The organism is Alteribacillus sp. HJP-4 (assembly GCF_042139015.1).
Lineage (GTDB): Bacteria > Bacillota > Bacilli > Bacillales > Marinococcaceae > JBHIKY01.
The window spans coordinates 1-24,243 of sequence record NZ_JBHIKY010000001.1; the positions used below are offsets into that span (position 1 = coordinate 1).

General features: G+C 43.0%; 16 protein-coding genes. 2 read left to right on the forward strand and 14 right to left on the reverse strand.

The genetic code is table 11. The features are described 5' to 3' along the window. Positions 1–343: 343 nt before the first annotated feature. Together ACE4RR_RS00005 and ACE4RR_RS00010 are read right to left on the reverse strand one after the other, a co-directional pair. A complete protein-coding gene (locus ACE4RR_RS00005; protein WP_375533334.1) occupies positions 344–1,744 on the reverse strand; it encodes a sensor histidine kinase in 1,401 nt (466 codons plus the stop codon). After that, the gene (locus ACE4RR_RS00010; RefSeq protein ID WP_375533335.1) at positions 1,734–2,432 is read right to left on the reverse strand and encodes a winged helix-turn-helix domain-containing protein; all 699 of its coding nucleotides are present in this window, start codon (positions 2,430–2,432) and stop codon (positions 1,734–1,736) included. The genes ACE4RR_RS00005 and ACE4RR_RS00010 overlap by 11 nt, the downstream gene beginning before the upstream one ends. A 121-nt stretch (positions 2,433–2,553) precedes the next feature. Here ACE4RR_RS00010 and aldA point away from each other — a divergent pair, with 121 nt between their 5' ends. Next, on the forward strand, positions 2,554–4,002 hold the full coding sequence (aldA, locus tag ACE4RR_RS00015; protein ID WP_375533336.1) for an aldehyde dehydrogenase: 1,449 nt from the start codon (positions 2,554–2,556) through the stop codon (positions 4,000–4,002). 88 nt (positions 4,003–4,090) lie between these two features. Here the strand turns inward: aldA and ACE4RR_RS00020 are convergent, their stop codons facing one another. From ACE4RR_RS00020 to ACE4RR_RS00070, 11 genes are all read right to left on the reverse strand, one after another. Further along, positions 4,091–5,266, reverse strand: coding sequence for a Gfo/Idh/MocA family protein (locus ACE4RR_RS00020; RefSeq protein ID WP_375533337.1), 1,176 nt, complete (start codon positions 5,264–5,266; stop codon positions 4,091–4,093). A 20-nt stretch (positions 5,267–5,286) separates the two neighbouring features. Continuing rightward, the gene (locus ACE4RR_RS00025) at positions 5,287–6,363 is read right to left on the reverse strand and encodes a Gfo/Idh/MocA family protein (RefSeq protein WP_375533338.1); all 1,077 of its coding nucleotides are present in this window, start codon (positions 6,361–6,363) and stop codon (positions 5,287–5,289) included. Positions 6,364–6,433: 70 nt separating this feature from the next. Then, complete coding sequence (locus tag ACE4RR_RS00030) at positions 6,434–8,035, reverse strand: response regulator transcription factor (RefSeq protein ID WP_375533339.1); 1,602 nt, start codon at positions 8,033–8,035, stop codon at positions 6,434–6,436. A gap of 6 nt (positions 8,036–8,041) precedes the next feature. Continuing rightward, entirely contained in the window at positions 8,042–9,826 is a 1,785-nt protein-coding gene (locus tag ACE4RR_RS00035; protein WP_375533340.1) for a cache domain-containing sensor histidine kinase, read from the reverse strand. 19 nt (positions 9,827–9,845) lie between these two features. After that, complete coding sequence (locus ACE4RR_RS00040) at positions 9,846–11,162, reverse strand: multi antimicrobial extrusion protein MatE (protein WP_375533341.1); 1,317 nt, start codon at positions 11,160–11,162, stop codon at positions 9,846–9,848. A gap of 59 nt (positions 11,163–11,221) precedes the next feature. Continuing rightward, positions 11,222–12,193, reverse strand: coding sequence for a bile acid:sodium symporter family protein (locus tag ACE4RR_RS00045; protein ID WP_375533342.1), 972 nt, complete (start codon positions 12,191–12,193; stop codon positions 11,222–11,224). Between the two features lie 44 nt (positions 12,194–12,237). Beyond that, positions 12,238–12,879, reverse strand: coding sequence for a YesL family protein (locus ACE4RR_RS00050; protein ID WP_375533343.1), 642 nt, complete (start codon positions 12,877–12,879; stop codon positions 12,238–12,240). Positions 12,880–12,900: 21 nt separating this feature from the next. Next, positions 12,901–14,208 (reverse strand): Gfo/Idh/MocA family protein, encoded by a 1,308-nt coding sequence (locus ACE4RR_RS00055; RefSeq protein ID WP_375533344.1) that lies wholly within the window; start codon positions 14,206–14,208, stop codon positions 12,901–12,903. A 46-nt stretch (positions 14,209–14,254) separates the two neighbouring features. Then, on the reverse strand, positions 14,255–15,103 hold the full coding sequence (locus ACE4RR_RS00060; RefSeq protein ID WP_375533345.1) for a carbohydrate ABC transporter permease: 849 nt from the start codon (positions 15,101–15,103) through the stop codon (positions 14,255–14,257). Positions 15,104–15,120: 17 nt separating this feature from the next. Further along, positions 15,121–16,017 (reverse strand): carbohydrate ABC transporter permease, encoded by an 897-nt coding sequence (locus ACE4RR_RS00065; protein WP_375533607.1) that lies wholly within the window; start codon positions 16,015–16,017, stop codon positions 15,121–15,123. Between the two features lie 183 nt (positions 16,018–16,200). Then, positions 16,201–17,547: an ABC transporter substrate-binding protein gene (locus ACE4RR_RS00070; RefSeq protein WP_375533346.1), complete on the reverse strand. Its 1,347-nt coding sequence runs from the start codon at positions 17,545–17,547 to the stop codon at positions 16,201–16,203. 232 nt (positions 17,548–17,779) lie between these two features. Here ACE4RR_RS00070 and ACE4RR_RS00075 point away from each other — a divergent pair, with 232 nt between their 5' ends. After that, positions 17,780–18,079: a hypothetical protein gene (locus ACE4RR_RS00075; protein WP_375533347.1), complete on the forward strand. Its 300-nt coding sequence runs from the start codon at positions 17,780–17,782 to the stop codon at positions 18,077–18,079. A gap of 231 nt (positions 18,080–18,310) precedes the next feature. Here the strand turns inward: ACE4RR_RS00075 and ACE4RR_RS00080 are convergent, their stop codons facing one another. Further along, positions 18,311–23,989 carry a bacterial Ig-like domain-containing protein gene (locus tag ACE4RR_RS00080; protein ID WP_375533348.1) on the reverse strand — a complete coding sequence of 1,893 codons (5,679 nt, stop codon included), beginning with the start codon at positions 23,987–23,989 and terminating at the stop codon, positions 18,311–18,313. Positions 23,990–24,243: the final 254 nt, after the last annotated feature.

The window sequence follows — 24,243 nt, forward strand, 5'->3', positions numbered from 1 at the left end:
GCGGGCTGGGCTTGACGCTTCTGCGAGATCATCTACGATTGAAACATAGGGAAGAATGATCTGTAGCTGTCACCATCGCATCATTCCTATTCTGTTAAAGGGTGTCCACTTTCTTGACAGAGGTCCATCATGTCCGGCAAACCAATAAAACCAGGCTGTTTGGAGCATTTAGCGGAATCAGTGTCCGCGTAACCTGATGTCGTTTCACGACATTTGAGTTTTTCGCAAATTTAGCCTGCAATAAATCCGAAGACCTGGCCCCATCCAGCTTGCGTTTTCAGTAGATCTTAAGCATAGAAGAAAAGCCAGCTATTAAGGTTGCACTGACCTTAAGCTGGCTTAATTATTGTATCGGCAGTCGTATTATGAATGTGGTGCCTCTGCCTTGTTCACTTTTGACATCTATGGTGCCGTCATGCAGTTCCACCAACCGTTTAACGACAGAGAGGCCGAGTCCGAACTCCCCAAAAGTGATATTTGTTCTCGATAAATCCGCCTTGTAAAAACGTCTCCAGATCGATTCAATTTTCTCCGGCTCAATGCCGATGCCGGTATCTTCAATTTCAAAAATGGCTGCATCATTCTGCTGCCTGGCCCTCAGCCACACCTGCCCCTTTTCGGTAAATTGAAGACTGTTTTTTGTAATGTTCATTAGAATTTGAATCAGGCGGTCGTAATCGGCATACACCATCACTTCTTCACTCGAATCAATGATGATTTCGTTCTCCTTTTCCTCAGCCTGTATCACGAGAAATTCTTTAATAACCTCCAAAATTTCGCTTGCCTGAATCGTATTCTTCTGCAGGGTGATCTGGTTGGAGCGGATTTTTTCGTAATCAAGGTTTTCATTTACAAGCCGGATAAGCCGTTTGGTTTCCTGACCGATTAACTGAAGTCCCTTTTCTTTTTCTGACTCCTCAATCATGTTCCGTTCTATTCCTTCAATTACCCCGTTTATAGTCGTTAAAGGCGTTCTCATTTCATGAGAAACATCGGCAATAAACTGGCGTCTCCGGTTTTCGAGGCTTTCAATTTCTTCATTGGATTTTTTGATTTTCACCGTCATTTCATGAAAATCATTAGCCAGTTCACCGATTTCATCAAAATCAGAGGACGGGACATCTACGTCATAATCTCCCCTTGCAACGGCTGAGGTTGCATGACGGAGCCTTTCAATTCGATTTACGTGGAATCGTGATAATACATAGCTCAGCAGCAGGGCTGATGCCAGGGCAATGAATACTGTATATAGTAAAAAATTGTTGATTTGACTTATCATTTCGGCGGAGTTACTGATTGGTGAAACGAGTAAAATCCCGCCGGCAAGCGCTCCGCCTTCAAAATAAGGGAGAACGACAAGTGAAACGGTCTGATCAAACCGTGCCACATCCCTCGTAATTTCCAATTTAGACCCCTGCTGGATCTGTTCCCACTCTTCTTCGGTCAGCTGAGGGTTGCGATATTCCCCCGTAACAGGATATAGCACTCGGCCCTCGTTATCAAACACGCTGAAATCAATATTTCGTCCCTGCAGGATTAACGTGTATGGCTGAAGATCTGCCCCTGTCCGGCCGCGGTTAATATCATAGAGTATATCCTCCCCATAGCTGGTCAGTTCATCGACTTTGTCCTCATAAACAAACTCTTCCATATAATGAACAAACAGCAGGCCGAGCAATATAATTGCGAGTATGGAAACACCAACGTGGCTGATAAGCAGCTGATACATATATCTAATTTTCATGACTGTTCTCTACCTCATCGAACTTATACCCGACTCCCCACACCGTGATGAAAAAAGAATAGTGGTCAGCTTGAAATTTTCTCCGCAGCCGCTTAATATGAACGTCCACCGTTCTTTCATCTCCGTAAAAATCATAGCCCCACACCTGTTCGAGCAGTTGTTCCCGGCTGAAGACCTGGCGGGGATGCTGAAGGAGATAAAATAATAGGTCAAATTCCTTTGGCGTCAGATTGGAAACGGTCTCTCCCTGAAAGAAAACTTCTCTAGTCTCTTTATTGATCCGGAAGAAACGTGTCTCTGTCACATTTTTTTCAGGAGCGGCGGCTGCTGCGGTCCTCCGTGTTACTGCTTTGATCCTCGCCATTAATGCGAGCGGACTAAACGGCTTCGTTACATAATCGTCTGCCCCCATTTCAAAACCGATGACCTGGTCAGACTCACTGTCCTTGGCAGTCAGCATAATAATAGGAACCGTACCTTTTTCTTCCCGAATTTTTCGGCAGAGCGTCACACCGTCCATTCCAGGAAGCATCCAGTCAATAATCAAAAGGTCCCATCCGCCATCTTTGTAACGTTGATAGCCTTTTAATCCATCTGTTTCAAATGTACTTTCCATGCCTTCTTTTGAAAAAAACATTTCCAGCATGGAACGGACACTTTCATTGTCTTCTATTACTAAAATCTTCATCCTAACACCTGCCATCAAGCGTTCTCATTTGGTTGTAAGTTTACCATACGTGCTTCCGGGAATGTTTAAAACCATAAAAATGTGGAATAGAACAATCACGTTCCATCCTAGGAGGTATATCATGACAACTTATAAACATTATATCAATAATAAATGGATTACATCCGATCATGACGAGACTATTGAAGTTCTTAATCCTGCCACAGAAGAAGTCATTTCTACGATTCCTTCCGGCTCAAGAAAGGAAACAGAGCTTGCGATTGAAGCGGCGGATCTTGCTTTTAAGAATTGGAGCAGGACGCCTGTCATTGAACGGGCAGAATACTTGACGAAAATTGCAGATGTTTTTGAGGAAAATAAGGATCACCTCGCCCGTTGTCTCACGCAGGAGAACGGGAAGGTTCTTTCTCTGTCTGAAGCCGAGGTTGATACAGCTGTAGATTATTTTCGATATATGGCAGGCTGGGCACGGAAGTATGAAGGGGAAATCTTAGATAGCGACCGCCCGAATGAAAATATTTTAGTTATGAAAAAGCCGATTGGAGTCATTGGCGGTATCATCCCATGGAACTTTCCTATATTTATTTTTGCAAGAAAGGTTGCACCTGCACTCCTTACAGGGTGTACAGTTGTGATTAAACCTGCTCAGGTAACTCCGAATACAACAGGAGAAATGATAAACCTTATTAATGAGCTTGATCTCCCGAAAGGCGTTTTAAACGTTGTATATGGAAAAGGCTCCACCGTTGGCAATACGCTAGCTTCCCATAAAAAAATTGGCATGGTTTCCATGACCGGAAGCAAGCCGGCAGGTACCGCAGTGATGGAAGCCGCAGCACAGGGAATTACGAAGGTAAATCTCGAGCTTGGCGGCAAAGCTCCTGCCATTGTCACAAGGCATGCTGATTTAGACACAGCGGTAGAAAATATTTATCTTTCCCGAACAATTAACAATGGACAGGCCTGTACAAATGCGGAGCGTGTTTATGTTCATGAAAGCGTAGCGGAAGAGTTTACCGAGCGGCTGATTGATAAAATGAAAAAAGCGAAAATCGGCGATTCCTTAGAGGATAGCAGCGCTGAAATCGGCCCGCTAGTGAATAAAGATCAGCTTGATGGTGTCGTAGATATGGTAAAAGAAGCAGTCAGTGCCGGAGCTACAGTCCGTACCGGTGGACAGACAGCAGGTAATGGCAGAGGATATTATTATGTACCTACGGTGCTTACTGATGTTTCGCAGGAAATGAATGTTATCCAGGATGAAATATTCGGTCCGGTCATACCAGTAATGACCTACAGCACAATGGATGAAGTAATAAAAAAAGCCAATGATACAGAATATGGTCTTTCTTCGTCCATCTTCAGCGATAATTATCATGAAATTATGAGGGCCGCCAATGAACTAAAATTCGGAGAAACCTTTGTAAACCGTGAAAACTTTGAAGCCATTCAAGGCTTCCACGCCGGCCGAAAGCAATCCGGAATCGGCGGGGCGGATGGACGCCATGGTCTCGAGGAACATCTCGAAACTCACGTGGTGTATATGCAGTATAAAGAAGATATGCAGTGAGCTGAATAATTTTTTATGAAACTTTCTTAACCAAATGGTATTTATCGAAGAAATGGAGCCTTGGGCAGACGCCGGGCTCCATTTTTGCTTATTGATTTGTAATAAGTCCTCCGCGTTGAGCCCATACCGCTGCTTCAATGTCGCTCGGAAGCCTCCATTTCTCATAACACTGTTTCAGGACAGCTTCGAGTCCTTCAACTTCCCTGCGCTTCTCTTCTTTATTATAGTGTATGACTGCCTCCGGAAAATCAATTGCTTCCGGCACAGACTCATGAAGTCCATTGATGCATTTCACGTGGGTTAAAGCCGCTTCAGGTCCGCACATTGGTTCTGACTCATTCTTTTCAATCATTTCAATACAGCGGTGAATTTTGATAGAACGCTCTTTTTCAGGGTCGCTGTAAGTTTTAACAGTGCCATCTGCCATAACTGCTTTCATTGGCTCATATCGATTATAAGTAATCACTGCCTTTTCAAACTCATATTCAAATACTGGTCCAAGCTGTTCGGCTACTGCATGAGCTGCAAAGAAATAAAAATCAGCTCCATTTTCGGTGGTGCCTTTCAGAGCGCAAGTATCAAACGTTTCGATGGGATTGGCCCTGTACAGCTCAGCTGTTATTTCTGTAATATCAGTACTTTTGTACTGTTTGTCCCCGAGTATATAAAACATATTATGCAGAAAATGTGATGTAGCGTTATTGGCCACGCTGTCAAATATTAAACTTCCGGCACTGCTGTATTTTTTACCTGCCCACGGAGACCTTGCATAATAGTCATCGTTTCGCGGCCAGAGCGCCAGCGTTTTTAAGCGTTTGGCCTTTCCAAAGGCACCGTTAAGAATATCCTTTTTCAGCTCTTGGATAGAGCTGCTGAATGACCAGTTAAAGCCGATCGCTACAAACTTACTCTTTTCACTTTTTAATGCGATAATCTGTTCGGCTTCCTCAACGCTAGGACTCATGGGCTTTTCACAAAGGACATTGCTGTTATTTTCCAGCGCACAGATTGTCTGAGCTGTATGAAAATGAATCGGGGTTGAAATGACAGCCAGATCTGCGCTGTGTGACTCATAAAAAGCTTCTAAGGAAGCGTACACAGGAATATTTCTTGATTTAATCTCTTCATAGTAATCACTTTTTTCCGGATAAATATCAACAACGCCTTCTATATAATCAAGCAGGTCGTTTTCCCGCATTTCTCTGAGATAGTCATTTCCATACCCGCCGATACCAACGAGAACTATTGCTAATGATCGTTTCATTTTCCTGCTCCTCTCTCCAGTCACTTTTCGAGCCAATTTGCTTTTTCCTGTGCCTCAAGACATAGCTCTGCTGCTTTGAAGGCGTGTCCCTGAGTCATCGCATTTTCCGTACCATGCATGCAATCATGTATCAGGTCACGATAGTAGGGATACCCGACTTGCCCTGTCAGCGAAAAATACCTCTCCCCCTCATGATTGACAAGAAACAGATGATTGGGCCCAGTATCTTTTGTTACGTCAAGGTTCTTCCTGAGTTCAATATAGCCATCTGTACCAAGGATGACCGTTCGTCCGTCCCCCCAGGTGGGCAGTCCGTCCGGTGTCAGCCAATCTACACGGAAATAATTCACAGCCCCATTATCTGCTGTTAAGGAAGCTTCGCCAAAATCCTCCAATTCCGGAAATTGTTTATTTTTATAATTGGCAACGTTACTTAGGGTCACATGCGCTGATGCTGCCCCCGTGAAATACAAAAACTGTTCAATTTGATGACTGCCAATATCACACAAAATTCCGCCGTACATCTCTTTTTTGAAAAACCAGTCCGGCCTTGCCGGTGCATTTAAACGGTGCGGCCCTGTTCCAATAACCTGAACAACTCTGCCGATTGCTCCTTCATCTATCAGCTGACCGGCAAACACCGCACTTTCCACCGCTACTCTTTCACTATAATTGATCGCCCATTTCAGCCCGGTTTCCTCCGTTTTAGCCTTCGCTATTTCAAGCTGCTCTTTCGCCGTGAAAGGGGTTTTCGCAGTGAAATAATGTTTGCCGGCGCTTAATATCTCAAGACCAAGGTCTCCACGCTGAGAGGGTACAGCGGCAGCGGCTACCATCTGAACTTCGTGATCCTCCAGTATTTCAGCTTTCGAAGCAGCCTGCCTGACACCTGGAAATTTTTTTAAAAAATGATTTATTTTCTCCCTGTCCTCATCAAACACCCATTTCAGTTCAGCGCCGGCTTCCATCAGCTTTTCACACATTCCGTTTATATGTCCGTGCTCAAGCCCGATGGCAGCTATCGTAAATTCTCCCGGCCCTGCTGCTTTCCCAGGTTTAGGCTTAGGACGGTAATCTATCGTATTTGAACCGCTCATTCCTGACCGCTCCTTACAAACACATAATAATTATCCTATCATTGTAAGGGATTATTCAGCTTTATTCTTATTAATCCCGAATATCCTTCTCAGATTCGGAAATGGTTTTTTCCAAATCAGTTTTCTTATACTCTGAAGGGGTCAACCCGGTATGTTTTTTAAAAACCTGGCTGAAATAACGAGGGTTATTTCCGAATCCAACTTCTTCCGCTACCTCAAACACTTTCGGCTCTTCCGTCTGCTCGATCAGCTCCATCGCCTTTGCCATCCGCTGTCTCATTAAATAAGCAGAAAATTTCTCCCCTGTTTCTTTTTTGAATAATTTTCCGAGGTAATCAGAATTCATGTAAAATACATCAGATGCAACGAAGGACAACGATAACGTTTCTTCTTTAATATGTTCATGAGCGTATGCAATAACCTGGTTCACCAGATCGTTTTGTGTCCTTTTCTTCGCATCATAGTTCATTTCTGCGATTTCACCGGCCACGTTCTTCATAAAATTCTCGATTTCAGGTAGAGTGGAAAACGTATGAAATTCTTTTATTTTTTCAAACATTTGATCCATCACTTCTATTTTCGTCTGTCTGATCATGGACATGAATAATTCGATGCAGTGAGAGCGCACGACTTGAACCTCTTCTTTTGTTTTTACTAATTCCTTGAAAAATTGATCAAGTATCAGCCTAACATTTTTTTCATTTCCACTGCGAATGGCCAGGATTAGTTCCTCATGATCAAAGGAAAAGGCTTTGTGGGGCGCTGTCTCTCCAGCATTAATATCATCCGCAGTAATAATGCCGCCGCTCCCTAAATAAAATTGGTGGGCCAGGCCATCGAGAATCTCCTGATATAACGGACGAAGCTCCGTAATCGAGTTTGTTGTGCTGATGGAGGTGGTGAAAGTACTTTTATAATAAGTCTCCCATGTTTCCTGTACTTGTTTTACTTGTTCAAGTAAAGACTCTGGTGGCGATTCTTCCACTAACAGGACAATCCTTTCAGAAATGATCGTAGAAAGAAGAATACGCTGCTCATTTTCTAATTGTTTGGTCACCAATTCTTTTAAGGAAAACAGCTTTTCAAAATTGCCTTCCTCGTCATCCAGAACAAATGCAAGCAGTCTATACGATTCCGACCGTTCTTCAATCCCGAACAATTCCTTGTAAAAATCCAATTCTTTTCTATCGTATTTTTTGTTTATAATGAATTCACGCAAAAATTGTTCCTTCGCTTTTGGGATAACCTTTTTCAGGCTTGTTTGTATTTCTTCAATAAAACGCTCTTTTTCTGCTCCGCTCTGCAGTTCCTCGACCAGCTGCTTTAAAGCTTCTTCAATTTTCTTTTCATTGCTCGGCTTTAAAAGGTAATGCTTGACCCCGCATCGCATAGCTGTTTTGGCAAATTCAAACTCATCATATCCTGAGAGCACGACAAAGCGGATTTCCGGAAGCACCTCATGAACAGCTTCAATAAGCTCTATTCCATTCATGCCCGGCATTTTTATATCAGTCACTACGATATCAGGAGGGTTTTTTTGAATCATTTCAAAGGCCATTTTGCCGTTATAGGCCTTGCCAGCCAGCCGGGTGCCGCATTCTTCCCAATTAACCAGCATCGATATTCCTTCCAATATATTTATTTCATCATCGACTACGAGCACATTATACATCCGGCCTCACCCCTTTATATATGGCAGTGTAATCGTTACAGTTGTGCCCTGTTCAATCTCACTTGCAATATTTACCCCATAATCATTTCCAAACATTAAGTGGATTCTTTCGTTGATATTATATAAACCAATCCCCGATCCCTTCGGCTTTACCTTTCCTTCATAAATCTGCTCAATCGTTTCTTCCGGCATCCCCGGTCCATTATCTTTAACGATAATATCAAGAAAATCTCCTTTTGAAACGATATTCACGGTGATTGTACACGTATCAATCATTTCCTCCAGGCCGTGCTGAATGGCATTCTCCACGATCGGCTGAATGGTTAGCTTTGGTATGCTGGATACATCCAATTCCGGATCTCTTTCCAGATGAAAGTTAAGGCGGTCACTGTACCGGTATTTTTGGATAGTAATATAATTCTCCACGATTTCCAATTCTTCTTTAATTTTAATTAATGGATCTTTTTTACTTATAATATTTCTCATCATATTTCCGAGGGCTTCTGCCATGGCTGAAATTTTCAGCTGCTGGTTCATTTTAGCCATCCAATGAATGGAATCCAGTGTGTTGTAAAGAAAATGAGGATTGATCTGCGATTGCAGTGCTTTATATTCCGTTTCTTTTATTACCAGCTGTTTTGTGTAGTTTTCTTTAATTAATTCATTTATTTTATCAAGCATGATATGAAAGTTCTGCTGCAGGTCGCCAATTTCATCCTTTAAATAATGCTCCTGATCGTATTCGACCTGATCAAAATTCCCCTGCTGTACTTTCTTCATCTTTAAAGTTAAGGCTTCAATCGGTCGTGAGATTGCTTTTGCCGACTGGCGGCTGATGAAAACCGTAATAAATGTGACAAGGATAATATAAATGATCATGACACGGGTAATCAGCTGTTTTTGACTGGCCACATTTTCAAAAGAAAGAATATTGTAGTAGGTCATATTAAAAAAACGGGAAGGCTGCGGTGTGATGAAATAGCGGCTGCCATCCACATCTCTGATCTGATAATCTTCACTTGACTGGATATCGAGAAATGAATTAACTTCAGCATCTGTAAACTCATCAGAATAAATAATCTCGTCTCTATGCGTGATGACAAAGTTTTTATTTGAAGAAAAATTCAGTGTGTCGTCAATGAGATCTTCAAGATTTAACATGATCATCAAATATCCGAGATTTTCTAACGAAAAGCCTGCTTCCTGCTTTATTTCCCTCGCTGCCAGCAGAGACTTCCCATTCTCAGCTCCCTGCCAGATGTTTCTTCCCCCTACTTCATCCACTCTATTAATAATTTTTCTATATTGCATATCCTCCGGGGAAAATCCTGCTCGAATTATATCGCCGCGCACATCGATAACCTGTACGGAGGAAATATATGATTCTTGATTTAAAAAAAGCGTCAGCCGGTCTGTTAGCTCCGTTCTTGTCCGGTAGGCATCATAGCTTATATTCTCTTCCCTTAAGTCTGCCATGATAGACTGTATACTCGGGTCTGTCACAATTTGAAAAGAAAGCTCTTCCATTTTCTCAAGCTCCCTGTCGAGAACAGTGGACGCAAGGTGTAGACTGTCAGCAGACTCTTCAAATATTTTATCTTCATATATAATAGAAAGAAAATGAAAAATGAGGAGGCCCAGCACACCAAAAGCAAACAGTAATAAAAAGGTGAGCGAGAAGATTTTGTTGCGTATTTTTGTAAACTGGTTAAATATCGAAGTTGGGTGAAGCGTTTTCAAAAAACGCATCACAAACTGTCTGCTCGTTGCTGTCTTATCTTTAATGCTCATAAACAGGCCACCCCCTGCCTTATCCACGCATCTGCTTTTTTGAATTTAATGCACGGTATTCTCTGCTGCGAAATACAATGAAAATCACCGCTGCGAGTCCTGCTAGCTCCCCCACTGACGCGGCGATCGCTCCATTCACCCCATTCCACTCGGGATACAGAGAAACCAGGCCATACAAGACGATAAAAACAACGAGTAAATTAATCGTCTGCGCAAACAGCATCTTTCTCGTATGACGTTCCAGCATAATGAAGCCGTTGAAGAAATCAACCCATGGAAAAATAAGTACTTTTAAAATAAAAAACTGAAGAACTAGAAGAGTCGGATCCGCGAGTGCCGGTTCCGCGCCCATCACTGTTTTCATAAACCATGGCCCAAATGCAGTAAACGACATTAATGAAAGTAAAAGAGCCGGCGCAAGACTGAGAAAAATGTTGAATTTCCACACTTTGTTTTTATCGGTTTGATAAAATTGTAGCACAATTTGGTGAGTGTACATGAAAAAGCTCAGCATCAATTGAGAAATCGCAAACGCTAGCGCAAAGGAAGCAATGCTCAGCTCAATTTCTTCACTTTTCGCAAGAAAGACATAAATTAATGGCTGCAGCAGCGTTTGAAAAAGGAAATAAAAAACGAGCGGCAGGTAAAATGGCATAATTTCTTTTGTTTTTAATTGATGAGGAGCCGGGTCTTTATTCTTTAATATATTGTGTCCTCTCCACACGCTGATCACACATTCAATGAACATTCCGACCAAAAATAATACAGCTCCGGTCATGCTGGTCACACTGTCTGTGGCAACAAACCAAAAAGCGGCTGCAAACATTCCCGCCAGCCGCAGGACAACACCGATCGTCAGCCATTTCGTCTCCAGGTTGCGGATAATAACCCCTTGATAAATTCCACGGATTCCTGAAAAGATGATTACAATTGAAATAACGCCGAAAGTGACTGAGATTGTCCGTACCATGTTGTCATCTGCACTAAATAAGTGGACAAACATCCAGGCTCCAAGGGGGGTAAAGCTGATTATCATACTTATGGAAACCATCAATATGCTTACATAGACGAATAAAACAGAGAGCACCTTAAACGAGCGCATATCCTTAACTAGAGCAGAGCTGGTCTGACGAAAAACAATCATCGGTTTTTCCACCAGACCAAACATTGCAAGTGCCACCGCATAACAAGCGATGATAAAAGCAGCATCCTCCCCTCTGCTGAGCGTACCATTAATAATAATATGCGTGATAGCTGTCAGGCTCGAGGACACTCCAAGTGGAATAAAAAAACCTGCCAGTTTTTTATAAGTTAATGCAGAAGTCTGGTCTTCCATCTTACATCACTTCTTCCTGCATCTAGAAACAATGCTTTCTCATTGCACTTTTCTTTCTTTTATTGATTGAACCGGAAATCTTCTTCTTTTTCATCTTTATTCATAAAATAATACTGAACATACTTCCCGGCAAGGACTGCCAATACCTGCTGGAATATGATGGCCAATACGACTGGAAGAGCAGCTGCTGCCGGAAAATACGTGATAGCAAGTGTAGCACCGACGCCGGTATTCCTCATCCCACTCGTATACATCAAGCTGACCGAAGTACTTTTCTCCCATTTTAATACTCTGGCTGTGCTGAATCCGACCACATAGGCAAAACAGGCAATACAAGCGACCAGCAAAAATAAAAAAATCAGCCTGCCGTTAATCGATTGAAAATATGGAGAAACCACGGCGCTATTTATTAAAATTACTGTCAAAACGCCAATTTTTGAAAAAGGAGCGAGCGATGCTCCAAATTTCTTCGACCTGCCGTCAATGATCCTGTTCACAATTATACCAAGAAGAGAAGGCACCACTACCATCCACAGCAGTCCCGTAATCAGTCCCCATACATCCATAGCTACCTGAGCTCCTACTAGTATATTCAATGTTAATGGCACAAGCAGAGGAGAAACCAGCGTATTCAGCAGAACGACAGCCAGTGTAATTCCTGTATTACCTCCGAATATTCCCGTCCACATTATGGTGATAACACCGGTCGGAATCGTGAATGCAAGCACCAGCCCGGTAATTAAATAAATATCGTCTGAAAAAAAAGCGAGTCCCGCAACGTATGCCACCGCGGGAATAAATACCTGTAAAATTATCATGCTGGCTATAATAGGAAGGGGACTGGTAAAAGCTTTTTTCAATTGAGTCAGATTCAGGTTAAGACAGCTTGAAAAACTAATAAATGCAAATATCCATTTTACGAGTGGTGATAATGCCTCTGCTCCGTTCAAAATCGTGACACCCAGTAGAACGATGATGGGAATAGCGTATGGCAGAACTTTCTCTAAGCAGTAATTCAGAGCAGTTAACATGAGATTTCCTTCCTTTACTAATAGTGCAAAAAGACCTAATAAAATTAGGCCGTTTTGCTTTGCAGTATTGTATTTTTTTGTTTGACTTTTTTGAACGACTGGTAAGCCATCCACATATTCAGCTGAACGAACAGGCTGACACCGAGTATGGGAATAAAACCTGGAAAAGTTATGAAGAAATAATATGCGGATACCATCGTGATCACCATTAATATTACATTACTCAGGTTTAAAAAGCTCATTGCGATTGCGTATTTAATGTTATCTATAAATTTCAAGTCGTAATGAACATAGACTGGGAAGATAAAGAAGAGCATGAAGATAAACACTACCCCGATGACAGTCATGACTACATTCATTAAAAAGAACATCTCTCCCTCAAAGCTGCGGAAAAAGTTTAAATTAAAGTACCAGAGCATTCCGAACGCAATTAAGGACATGCCAAGACCATTAGCTTTTATAAACTCTTTTTTATACACCTGCCAAAACATCCTAAATACCGGTATATCCTCTTCTCCGAGCGCTTTACGTCTGGCAACAGCAAACAGGGCGACAGTACTCGGTGCAGCTCCAAATACGATGCCTCCAAGAAGTGTACAGGCTGTCCACATGACATTTAAATAGAAGAAATAACATACCCACTGACATACGGTGTACACGAATTGAAATAATCGTCCTTTAACCAACCTTCTCTCCTCCTATCTTTCTCAGTCTATCTTTTCTCTACTGTTTACCTGCTCACTTGCGAGAAGATCTTCTATAAGCACCGGTCTGCCTTCTTTTACAGAGCGCCAGACTGCTTCACCTGTTGTCACCGAGTAGGCACCATCTTTGCTTCCTGACAGAATAGTATAGGGCCTGGATGGATCTTCACCGAGAAAAATGTCCTCTTGAATGACAGGATCTCCACCTCCGTGTCCGCCATCACGCTCGACTACATTAATGGTTTCCTTCGATCCGAAGAGTGGAAAATAGTCAATGGTCTGCCCTGGTGTTGGAAACGGCACTCTTGACGGGGCGTGGTATTCCATAGTTTCCAGCCGGCCTTTCGTACCGTTAATCGCCAGCCGGTATCCTTCATATGGAAGAGAAAAATTAATCGAGTAACTGAGCAGCGCACCTTTATTATACTTTACTGTCGCAGTATACGTATCTTCAATTTGAATCTCGGAATCAAACACACATTGGTCCGGCCGATAATTCGTGTAACCTTCCCTCCGCTTTAAGTCTGAATCGATATGATCATCCTGAACCGTCGCGCTGTTGCTGCGGGTATTCCAGCGCGTATAATAAGAACAGTCCTGCTTTACATCACAAGTACCGCAGTGACGTCCATCTTCTTTCACTGGATTATGCACGCTGTCTTCCCCGTAATAATTCAATCCACCAAAAGAAAATACCTCTTCTGGAACCTGGTCGAGCCACCAATTAACTAGATCAAAATGATGGGAGCTTTTGTGAATGGATAATCCTCCTGAAAGCTCGCGATTTCTGTTCCAGCGCTGAAAATAGCTGGAGCCGTGGTACGTATCAATGTACCAGTTTAAATCAACCGAAGTAATGCGGCCAAGCTTTCCATCAAGTATCATTTCTTTGATTTTCATATGATAAGGACTGTAACGGTAATTAAACGTTACCGTCACCTTACCTTTGCTTTCATTTTCAGCGTCCATAATTCTGCGGCAGTCTGCAGCGGTAGTAGCCATTGGCTTTTCGGTAATTACGTCAAGACCGCGGGCAAGACTATGAACGATATAATCTACATGCGTATCATCACGGCTGGCAACGATGACGATGTCGGGATTTGTTTCCTCGACCATCTGTTCAAAATCATTGCCGCCATATTCTGGAACACCAGCGGTTTCCGGAAAATGTTCTTTGCATACTTGAAAGCGCTTCGGATCAACGTCAAGCATGCCGACGAGTTCGCAGCTTCCGGAAAACGTCCGGATCATCGGATCGATAAACATACCGATCGCTCTTTTACTAACTCCACAAACGGCATATCTTTTCACAACCGACACCTCATTTTTTCTTGATCTGCTACTATAATGAAGGAAATTATCCTTTTAACCCACTTGTGCTGATTCCATCGACAATATAGCGCTGGAATATGAAGAAAATTACTACAATCGGGAGTAGACTTAAGGTGGTCATCGCAAAAAGTCCGCCCCAGTTTGTTACTGAGTTAGGATCCGAGAAAAGCTTCAGTGCAAGCGAAAGCGGATACTTTTCCGGAGTCTGCAGATAAATAAGCGGTGCCATAAAGTCATCCCATCTCCAATAGAAGGAGAAAATTGTTGCCGTCATCATTGCCGGCACGATTAGCGGTACAATTATTCGGAAGAAAATTGATATCGTATTACACCCGTCAATTCGCGCTGCCTGATCCAATTCTCTTGGAATGGTGCGGATGAACTGCATCATCAAGAAGATAAAGAACGGTACACCGAAGAATGACGGCGCAATTAATGGCAGATACGTATCAATCCACTGGAACCAGCTGAACATAATGTACTGCGGGATCATTACCATTTCAAAGGGCAGCATCATCGTCAGCATCATAACTATAAACCAAAACTTTTTCCCTCGAAAATTTATACGTGAAAATCCATAAGCGACTACAGCTGAAAATACTACACTTCCTATCGTCGCTAAAGTCGTGATAATAAAAGAGTTTTTAAAGAAAGTCGCAAACGTGATGCCGCCAAAGCCTGCCCAGCCGTCTGCATAGTTTGAGAAATTCCATGCTTCCGGTATAAGATGGTGGGCATCAACGAAAACCTGCGAGCTTTCCTTTAACGAGCTGCTCGCCATCCAGATCAGCGGGTAGAGCATAACCGCTGTAAAGATAATGAGACAAAAATGCATGATCAGCTTTTTTATTAGTTTTTTTCGTTTGTATGTCATTTGCTTTTCTCCTTTCCTTAATTATCGTCGTAATGTACCCAGTGCTCTGAGCTTTTGAATATCAATGCCGTAAAGATCGCGATCACCAATAACATAATCCAGGCCAGCGCTGCTGCATATCCCATATTGAAATATTCAAATGCCTGTCTGTACATATAAAGGATGTAGAGAAGCGTACTGTTGATCGGATCCCCTTCTGTTACGACGAAGGCAGGAGTAAAAGCCATGAATCCTTGTATGGTCTGCATAATCGTGTTAAACAATATGACCGGTGTCAGCATTGGCAGCGTAATCTTAAAAAATTGCTGAATCGGCTTTGCGCCATCTACAGCCGAGGCCTCATAAAAGGTTTTCGGAATATTTCTCAGCCCTGCAAGGAAAATAAGCATCGATGAACCGAACTGCCAGCCGTATAAAATAACAAGTGTCCATATCGCTGTGTCCGGATCTCCAAGCCAGGAATGCTGCGGAAGACCGAATTGGCCAAAGAAGCCGTTGACTGCACCTTCCGTTCCAAACAACTGCCTCCACATAATAGATACACCGACACTGCCGCCGACTACGGATGGCAGATATAAGAGTGTCCGGTAAATACCTACCATTTCCACAACTTTATTTAAGGCAAGTGCGATTAATAAAGCAAATACAAGCCGTAGCGGAACCGCAGTCCCAGCGTATAAGAATGTGACTTCCATCGCCTTCCAGAACATTGCATCCGCGGTAAACATTTTTACGTAGTTGTCCAAACCGATCCATTGCGGCGTGCCGCCCATTGTATAATCGGTAAAAGATAAATATAACGAGTAAAGAATTGGAAAAAGCGTCAAACCAATCGTTCCGATAACGAATGGGGACAGGAACAAGTATCCCATTCCATTTTCTCTGTCTTTTATCGGAGGTTTATTTTTTTTCATTCCAAGAAAGTTTTTTGGTTTCTTCCCCGGCGGAAGACCGGTTTTTTCCTGTAGTCTTGAGTGTTCATTTGCTTGCGGCTGTTCCATTCCTCTCACCTCTCTTGAAATCCATCTCCTATTCACTCCTGTAAAGGAAACGCGGTCCTGCGTTGGAACTATCACAGGACCGCGAACCGTGATGATTTATTGACCCAAAATAGATTCAGCTTCCATTCTGAACTGTTCTGCCCCTTCTTCCGGGCTTAATTCACCGTAAATGACAAGCTCATCTGTATCCGCGAGAGAGTTTAATACTTCAGCTGCTTCCGGCGGGAAGTTATTGTCAATCGGCGAGCTGTTGTCAGTCAATTCATCAATATACTCATATACCTGCTGATCTGTTTCACTAAGTTCCGGCTCCATTGCTTCTTGTACTTCCGGGCTGATTGGAACACCGCGGTCAGCACCTTGAATTTGATATACTTCTACTTCGTTAGTGTAGAAATTAATAAACTTCGCTGCTTCTTCTTTGTGTTCAGAGTTTTCACCGATCGACCAGAGCATAGCCGGCTTCAAATACATTCCATCTGTATTATTTTCACCAGGCAGAGGGGTCATCTCGATGTTACGTCCTGCGGAGTCTACCATGGTGCCAAGCTGATTTGTCCAGCGGAAGTCAAATGCAGCTTCGCCGCGTGCGAGAAGTTCATCTTCCAGCCCCTGAATTTCTCCGATTGTGTCATATCCAGGAGACACACCGGCATCAACAAAGTCTTTATTCATTGTGAAGTAGTCTGTAAGAAGTTGATCGTCGTCGTAACCAAGACCGGATCCATCATCATTAAAGAGTCTCTGTCCTTTTTCTCTCAAGTAATATTCGAACATGTTTCCAGGCTCCATCAACCGGACACCGTAGTTACCAGTTTCATCCGTTATCGTCTGTGCAGTCTCTGAAAACTCTTCCCATGTCCAATCAGCCGTTGGCTGCTCGGCACCTGCCTCGTCAATCATTTCAGGATCATAAAGACCTGCCAGTGCGTTCACACCAGTTGGAATACCTACAAGCGTGCCTTCTACTTCACCAGATTCCATAATGGTATCGCTTACACCTTCGAGTTCAATTGTTCCATCGTCAACAAATTCTGTCAGATCAGCGAGCTGACCCTGTCCAGCATACTGATTTACAAATTCGCCGTGATTCTGCTGGATTATGTCCGGCATGTTTCCACCTGCTGCCTGCGTGGATAACTTTTCAAAATAGCCGTCAAAACCAGTGAAGTCTGGTTCGATTGATACATTCGGGTTCTGTTCTTCGTATAATTCAATGATTTCGTTTGTCATATCGTGACGCCCCTGTGAACCCCACCAGGACATTCGAAGTGTGATTTCTCCGTCTTCACTTTCTCCGCTGTCTGTTTCTTCACTATCAGAACCAGCATCAGCATCGTTGTCTTCTCCGGCATCTTCCCCGCCGCTTGTACCTCCGCCGGCGCATGCTGCCATAAAAATAACCATGAGTGCTGCGGCTAAAAGTAGTAAAAGCCTCTTCACATTTCTCACTCTCCCCTTTTATTTTTGAAAGCGCTTTCTGTTACTGGTTCAATCATAAGCCAAGCTGGCATATATCATAATAAAAATATCAGACTTCTATGTTTAAAAAACAGACAATAATCTGAAAATTTTTAAACAAGAGATAACTTTTGCATTATAAAGGGGCGGTATCAAAAGTGGTTTTTTTAAATTCTGCCCCACTTTGGTGGTTAAAATCACACCAATACAAGTTATGGGGCTGTATCATAAATGGTACTCGCCCCTTTTTGGGATTTCATCCCTGCAGGCGGACGCTTTCCGCGGGGCTTGTCTTCAACTAATTCAGCCTCAGCGAAGCTTCGGCAGAATGGATTTTCAGACGGCGCTGATCCCGTCGGAGTCGCCGCCTTCCGATCTTCAATCTAAGAATATACACCAAAAGGGTGGCTTGGCATTTCACGTTGTTGAAATGAATACAGTCAAAGATGGCCGTACGAAGAAGCTTGGACCAATCAATAATAGTATTTTGAAAGACGAATCCGGGGAGGCTTGAGCCGTGCCCGCGGAAAGCGAAGCGTTTTGACGGAGCACATGTTGAAAACTCATAATTAATAAACAGGGGCATCTGAATAATCGGGTTAATAACCAAATAAAAGGTTGAGGCGAAGGGTATCTCACCAACCTGGCAATCCGTATTGGGGTGGTTTTCTGTGCACATGAAAATGGAGTCAGGATTGAACTCATCCTGACTCCATTTTCTTATTGTAAAGGGCTTTTGATACTCCTAGTTACTAAAGTCTACAAATGTGAGGTATTCATCGAGCATTTTTGCCATTTGTCCTCTGGTAGTACCTGCCAAAGGATCAAAAATACGTCCATCCTCACGTCCGTCGATAATACCTGCCTGTAAAAGACGTTCTACATCATCAATTGCCCAATCGCCGATTCGGTCTGCATCCTCAAAGGATTGAGCCGATAGCTCTTCATTGAGCTTATTATCATCAAAACCTGTAATTTCCATTGCTCTTGATAGCATCGCGGCGGCCTGCTGACGTGTGACGGATTCATTGGGAGCGAACGTTCCGTCGCGGCGGCCTTGAATGATTCCCTGTTCAATGGCCGGCTGGATTTCTTCTGTAAACCAATCATCGCTTCCGACATCTTTAAATTCACCATCATACTCGCCTTTCGCTTTTAATCCAAGTGCACGTGTTAATAGAGCAGCAAACTGAGCGCGCTTCATCTCTTCATTTGGAGCGACCGTTCCATCCTCACGCCCTTGGAAAATAAAGCGGGAGCCGAGCTTGTCAAAATATTCTTTAGCCCAGAAGTCGTTTGGAACATCTTTAAATTTCGGATCATTTTCCACGATCACATACCTGCTGAGTGATTGTGTTTTAAAGAAAGCCGTATCTCCCTCGACAATTGTCGGTACAGCCGTGAAACGATTTCCTCTATTTTCAAGACGAACCACCGATGCTTTGTTCTCATCCAGCTCTGTTTCGCTCGTTATCGAATTCGTGATATGGCGGTCAAAGGTGGTGAGAACCGCATTTTTCATACCAGCATGTGCCGTTACGCGGAAACTCATAACCGGAGATTCAGCGTTAAGCTTGTTAGATTTCAGCTGGCCGTTGTTTCTTTTCGCATTTGAGACATTTGAAGAAAACCTGACTTCAGCTGTTCTGTCTGGATTTTTCAAGGACAGTTCGTCACTAAGACGATCCTTTGACAGTTCAGAGATATACATTTCCATCGATGAGCTCGGAAATTCAATGCGAATGCGAGCTTCTGGATTCTTTTCCTGGATGAAAGCGATACTTTCCTCAGTAAGTTTAACTCTTCCTCTTTCTCCTTCTTCATGGTCAACCTCAAGAATAACCAGGTTCACCGCATCCTCAGCGTCAAGTACTTCCTGGAGACGCTCTGCAATAACCGAGCGGACTACTCTTTTTACGCCGTTATTGTTGGTTTTCTTTTCTTGATCATAAGCATCATCATCAAGTCGAACTGTTCCTTCTTCCTCTTCATCCTCATCAGGTGGGGTAGAATCATCAGGAGCGATGAATTCTAGGAAGTCTCCCCAGATAATATCGCCATTTTCATCGCGCTCGTATGGAAGCTCTGGTTCAAGACTCGCGAAATTATCGTCATTCAGTTCTACACCGGATTGATTTGCAGAAACAGAGCCGTCAAACAAGTAGTTGCTGTCTGATTCGAGCTCTTCCGGATAGCTGTCTGATTCCTCATAATCCTTTTGATAAGAGACAAACTCACTTAGTTCAAAATCTTCTTCAATATCTGAATAAGTGGAGAAATTAAGGTTTCCTCCGGCATTGTTGAAGGAAACGTTATCCTCAGCAATGACGCCCGGATTACTGTTACTTGTGAAGCCGTAGGCACCGTTATTAAAAGCGATGCTGCTGCGGATCACATGAGGAACGTGGACCCCTTCTCCGCCTAGTTTGAATCCGTTCTTGTCACCGGATCCCTCCGTTCCGTCAGTCAAGAAGCCATTATCGTAAGCAATACTGTCTTCAATCAATACAGATCCGATTTCACCAGTTCCGACCTTCGTGTAAAGATCCCATCCGTCATCAATGTTGTTATGGGCAATGGTACCCCGGAAAACATTGCCTTCCCCTGAGGTAAGCTTTGCTGCAAAGCCGTCCGCATTGTTATCGGATGGATCACGATTGTCGAACGATGTGCTGTTTAACACGAGGTTATCTGAAGGCCATTCCTCTCTCTCTTCTTCCTCTTCATCTGTCCGGCTGATCTGCAGCCCTGTATCGCCGTGCTCATAAAATCTGCTGTTTTCGACAATATTATTGCTTCCGCCGATTACAAAGCCTTTCGTATTTCCTGCGGAACGGGCAAAGTCTATCCCTTCGACATGCCAGTAATCCCCGCTGAGCTCGACACCTTCAGATTGTTTATCAAAATCGATAACCGGAGCTGCACCAGGTGCTGCTTTTAATGTTTTTAGTGCATCCTCCGACCCGTCATTGAATTGTTCAATCATCAGCATGGAATCGCGGACATAGTCGCCATCAAGCAGGAGTATATCCTGGCCTTTGCCGACATAATGTACAGCTGTGTCTAAATCAACCGGATCCTCTTCTGATCCATCACCAGAGCTTGTTCCATCCGGGGAAACATAAATGTCTCCGTCAAACGTTCTGTTGGTTACGGTGAAGTTCGTAACAATCTGGTCAAATGAAGTCAAATTTTGTGTATCATCCGGTAAAAAGACTGCGGAAAAGTTTGTGTCTTTATTTTCTTCCAGATTTGTTTCGATTGTTTTAATCGTTCCTGCTTCCATTTCCTCCTGCTGTGCTATATTTTCCTGACCCTGCTTCAAGTTAACTTCGCCGTTCACATTTGAGCGGACCATTACTTCGTAATTTTCCGTTTCTGAAGTGTTCGAAAGTGACTGCACTTCAAAGTCAGGTTCCACGGGCTCACTTGGCGGATCTACCTTTGGAGGATCTGTGCCAGCCGCCGTGACATTAAAATCAATGTTGCTCACTTCAATGTCCGCAACGCGGGCAGTGTAGAACCCTACATAAATTTTGTCATCCTGCACATTAAGAATATCCGGCTCATAGATAATTTCTTCTGTTCCGTTATTCAGTGTGCCTGTATAGCCACTGTTCGTTTTTGACAGTGTAAGGTTATATTCTTCATTTGGATGCGTGTTATCGGCAGTTGGCTTTGCATCATCAAGCATAATTTTTTGGATACCCTGGCTGCCGGCTCCGTCAGATGATTCCACCCCGGTTCTGGCAAACAGCTGCGTTCCATTTTCTTCCGTTGTACCTCCGCTGAATCCTCCGATGGCAGCGATGTTCGAGGCGAACACACTCGTTTCATCCTGCTCACCGATAGCGTCCCTTGCCATGATACCAAAGGATTCCTGTCCGTCATGCGGGTCCTTTGCATATTCATTAACCTGGATATCAGCGGATAATTCAAAGTTATCTTCTTCGGCATCAATTTCAGTATAGTAATAGGATATACCATCATGGTCACCTGTAATTTTACCGCCGCTTGGCCCTTCTGCGATAAGCCTTACTGAACCATCTTCCTGCTCTTCCACAGAGTTAGATTCACTGCCGGCCGATTGTCCGAAATTAATAGCCGCCCAATCACTTTCCACTGCATCTCTTACCGAAACGTTGTAAGAGACTGGCTCTAAGTTTTCTGATTCCGGTGTAATCGTTATTTCATACGTTCCTACAGCAGATGAGTCGTAGGCTGATGAATCAACAGAATATTCGTCTGAAGATAGTACTTCTTCATCGCCGTTGTCATATACTTCAGAAACTTCTAAACCCTCTGTTGAGAACTCTTCATCAAGATCATAGGTAGTCTGAGGGTACGTAGTGACTTCAAGTCCAGTCACTTCTTTTTCTTTTACTACCACATCAAAGCTTGATGATTCGCCCTTATGGGTGATGGTGACCTGATCTTCTCCCGGTTCAGATGTATCCAGCTCAGATGCTTCAAAGTCACTGCGAACTAAGCGGACTTCACTGTCATCGCTGTATTGAGCATATACGACGATCCCGTCAAGATCTAGCTCATCACCAAGGAAATACGTTGTTTTTTCAGGTGCTTGTCTAATATAAAGTCCAGTTAATTCTGCTTCGGCAACTTCCACTTTAAAGCTTGCAGAAACGTCAGGGTTATCGATTGCTGTTACCGTCACTGTTTTTGTCCCGGCATCACTGAAAGTATCTCCTTCTTCAATCTCTTCCCCGTCAATGGAAATAGTGTAATCTTCACTGGAAAGCTCTGATGATTGATAGCCGTCATTATAATCAGCAATAACCGTCAGACCTTCCGGATCAAAAGCATCTCCTTGATAATAAGACGTTTTTGCCGGTAGATATTGTATATCGAGATCTGTCACTGACAACTCGCTGATAGTCAGATCTATAGTTTCTGATACTCCGTTGTAATTTATAGTTATGGTATTGGTTCCAGCTTCACTGCTGTCAAAGCCTGTAACAATATAATCATCGTCCGCAAGCTCTTCTTCACTGCCGTCTGAATAAACCGCATTGACATTAAGGCCTTCTGTATCAAGGTCTTCATCAATTAAGTAATCCGTTTTCATATTGCTTGCATCTACTTCTAATTCACTTACTTCATTGGTTTCGACTTCAATCTCGTAATCACTGAAGTTCACTTCGGCATCTCTTGCCGCATAGAATCCGGCGAAAACCTCATCAGAGAACATTTCTTCCTGAGTCAGCGTCTGCTGCTCCCCATTCGAGGACATAACATAAGTGTCTCCGGATTTTTGAATACTTAATTCGTATTCTTCATTCGCTGCAGGTACATTGTTATTTGCAAAAGCGTCGTTTTTACTTACACTGTCATCACCAATTTTATAAAAGCTTTTCATTTCCCCGTCCAATGCACCGGATGCAGCATAATTGGCTGATTGCGTGCTTGTATCGCCGTTTTCACCGACAGCATCTCTGAGCATCAATCCAAAGGATGCCTGACTGTCGCCACCGTTAAAACTGCGGACATTGGCGGTTGTCGTAATCTCAAAGTTTGCATCAGCAGGCAGTTCATTAAAGAAATAAGAAATACCTTCTGACTGACTTTCAATTTTTCCACCTTCGGCAGTAAGAGTTACAGAACCATCGTCCTCCATGAGTGGGTCGGGGTTGGAGCTCTCTCCTGTATTCGAACCAAAAGCGCTGAAATTCCAGTCTCCAAGCTCCACTTTCTCGTCTTTCCCGAACGAAATATCGCTGTAGGTTACTTCCGTATTTCTTGTAGTATATAATCCGGCATATTCAATTGCCCCATCGAAGTCTTCTACGGTTTTCGTTTCATCTCCGATAGAAATGCTGTATAAATCGCCATTTCTTTCTACGCTCAATTCAAATTCTTCTCCACCGGCTGGTGCATTAGCGGATTCAAACTCATACCCATCTTTTTCGACACTGCTTAAGCTTTCCAGGTTATAAAACCCTTTCATCGTCTGATCCAGCGCCCCGACCGATAAATAATCTCCGGTGAAATCTCCCTGGTTTTCATTATCGAGAACATTACTGCGCAGCATCAATCCGAAACTCACCTGATTATTTGCATCAAAGGATTCAACCTTCGCTGTCGCCTTCAGCTCAAAGTTTCCCTCCTCAGGAACGTCTTGAAAATAATAAGCGAGACCTTCTGCATTACTCTCTATTTTTCCTTTGTCGTTCGAGCTCCTCAGCGTAACGGTATAATCATCATTCTCTATAATTTCAAAATTTTCTGAATTTATACCGTTCTGGCCTCCATTGTTACCGAAGACACTGCCCTGCCATGCACTATCGTCAGCTATATTAATCATTTCGTCATCTTCTGCAGCATGAATATCACCAATCGAGGACAACGGTGAAAAAACGAGCAGCATCGACATTGTCAGTGCAAAAGTCTGCTTTGCAGTTTGCATTTATCCAACTCCTTTTCTTAAAATTTTTTAAAGCTCCTCCTTTCCAAATAAGATTTAATAAAGTTATTAACAATAAATAAGCTAATAACGATTCAAAGTGTAAGCGCTGTCAAATAATATTGTCAATTATCCAAAAATTTTGCAAATGGATATTTACTGAAACAAATATAGCTGATGACATTTTTAGATTCATAAGTACTGGGTATTTTTACTTATATCTTTATTTGTGCTTGTCAATGCTGTTTAAAATCCTT

What these genes read in the sequence shown, in the direction of transcription:
- ACE4RR_RS00005 (WP_375533334.1), bottom strand. Translation starts at nt 1,744, where the DNA reads ATGAAAATTAGATATATGTATCAGCTGCTTATCAGCCACGTTGGTGTT.
- ACE4RR_RS00010 (WP_375533335.1), bottom strand. Translation starts at nt 2,432, where the DNA reads ATGAAGATTTTAGTAATAGAAGACAATGAAAGTGTCCGTTCCATGCTG.
- aldA (WP_375533336.1), top strand. Translation starts at nt 2,554, where the DNA reads ATGACAACTTATAAACATTATATCAATAATAAATGGATTACATCCGAT.
- ACE4RR_RS00020 (WP_375533337.1), bottom strand. Translation starts at nt 5,266, where the DNA reads ATGAAACGATCATTAGCAATAGTTCTCGTTGGTATCGGCGGGTATGGA.
- ACE4RR_RS00025 (WP_375533338.1), bottom strand. Translation starts at nt 6,363, where the DNA reads ATGAGCGGTTCAAATACGATAGATTACCGTCCTAAGCCTAAACCTGGG.
- ACE4RR_RS00030 (WP_375533339.1), bottom strand. Translation starts at nt 8,035, where the DNA reads ATGTATAATGTGCTCGTAGTCGATGATGAAATAAATATATTGGAAGGA.
- ACE4RR_RS00035 (WP_375533340.1), bottom strand. Translation starts at nt 9,826, where the DNA reads ATGAGCATTAAAGATAAGACAGCAACGAGCAGACAGTTTGTGATGCGT.
- ACE4RR_RS00040 (WP_375533341.1), bottom strand. Translation starts at nt 11,162, where the DNA reads ATGGAAGACCAGACTTCTGCATTAACTTATAAAAAACTGGCAGGTTTT.
- ACE4RR_RS00045 (WP_375533342.1), bottom strand. Translation starts at nt 12,193, where the DNA reads ATGTTAACTGCTCTGAATTACTGCTTAGAGAAAGTTCTGCCATACGCT.
- ACE4RR_RS00060 (WP_375533345.1), bottom strand. Translation starts at nt 15,103, where the DNA reads ATGACATACAAACGAAAAAAACTAATAAAAAAGCTGATCATGCATTTT.
- ACE4RR_RS00065 (WP_375533607.1), bottom strand. Translation starts at nt 16,017, where the DNA reads ATGAAAAAAAATAAACCTCCGATAAAAGACAGAGAAAATGGAATGGGA.
- ACE4RR_RS00075 (WP_375533347.1), top strand. Translation starts at nt 17,780, where the DNA reads ATGGGGCTGTATCATAAATGGTACTCGCCCCTTTTTGGGATTTCATCC.
- ACE4RR_RS00080 (WP_375533348.1), bottom strand. Translation starts at nt 23,989, where the DNA reads ATGCAAACTGCAAAGCAGACTTTTGCACTGACAATGTCGATGCTGCTC.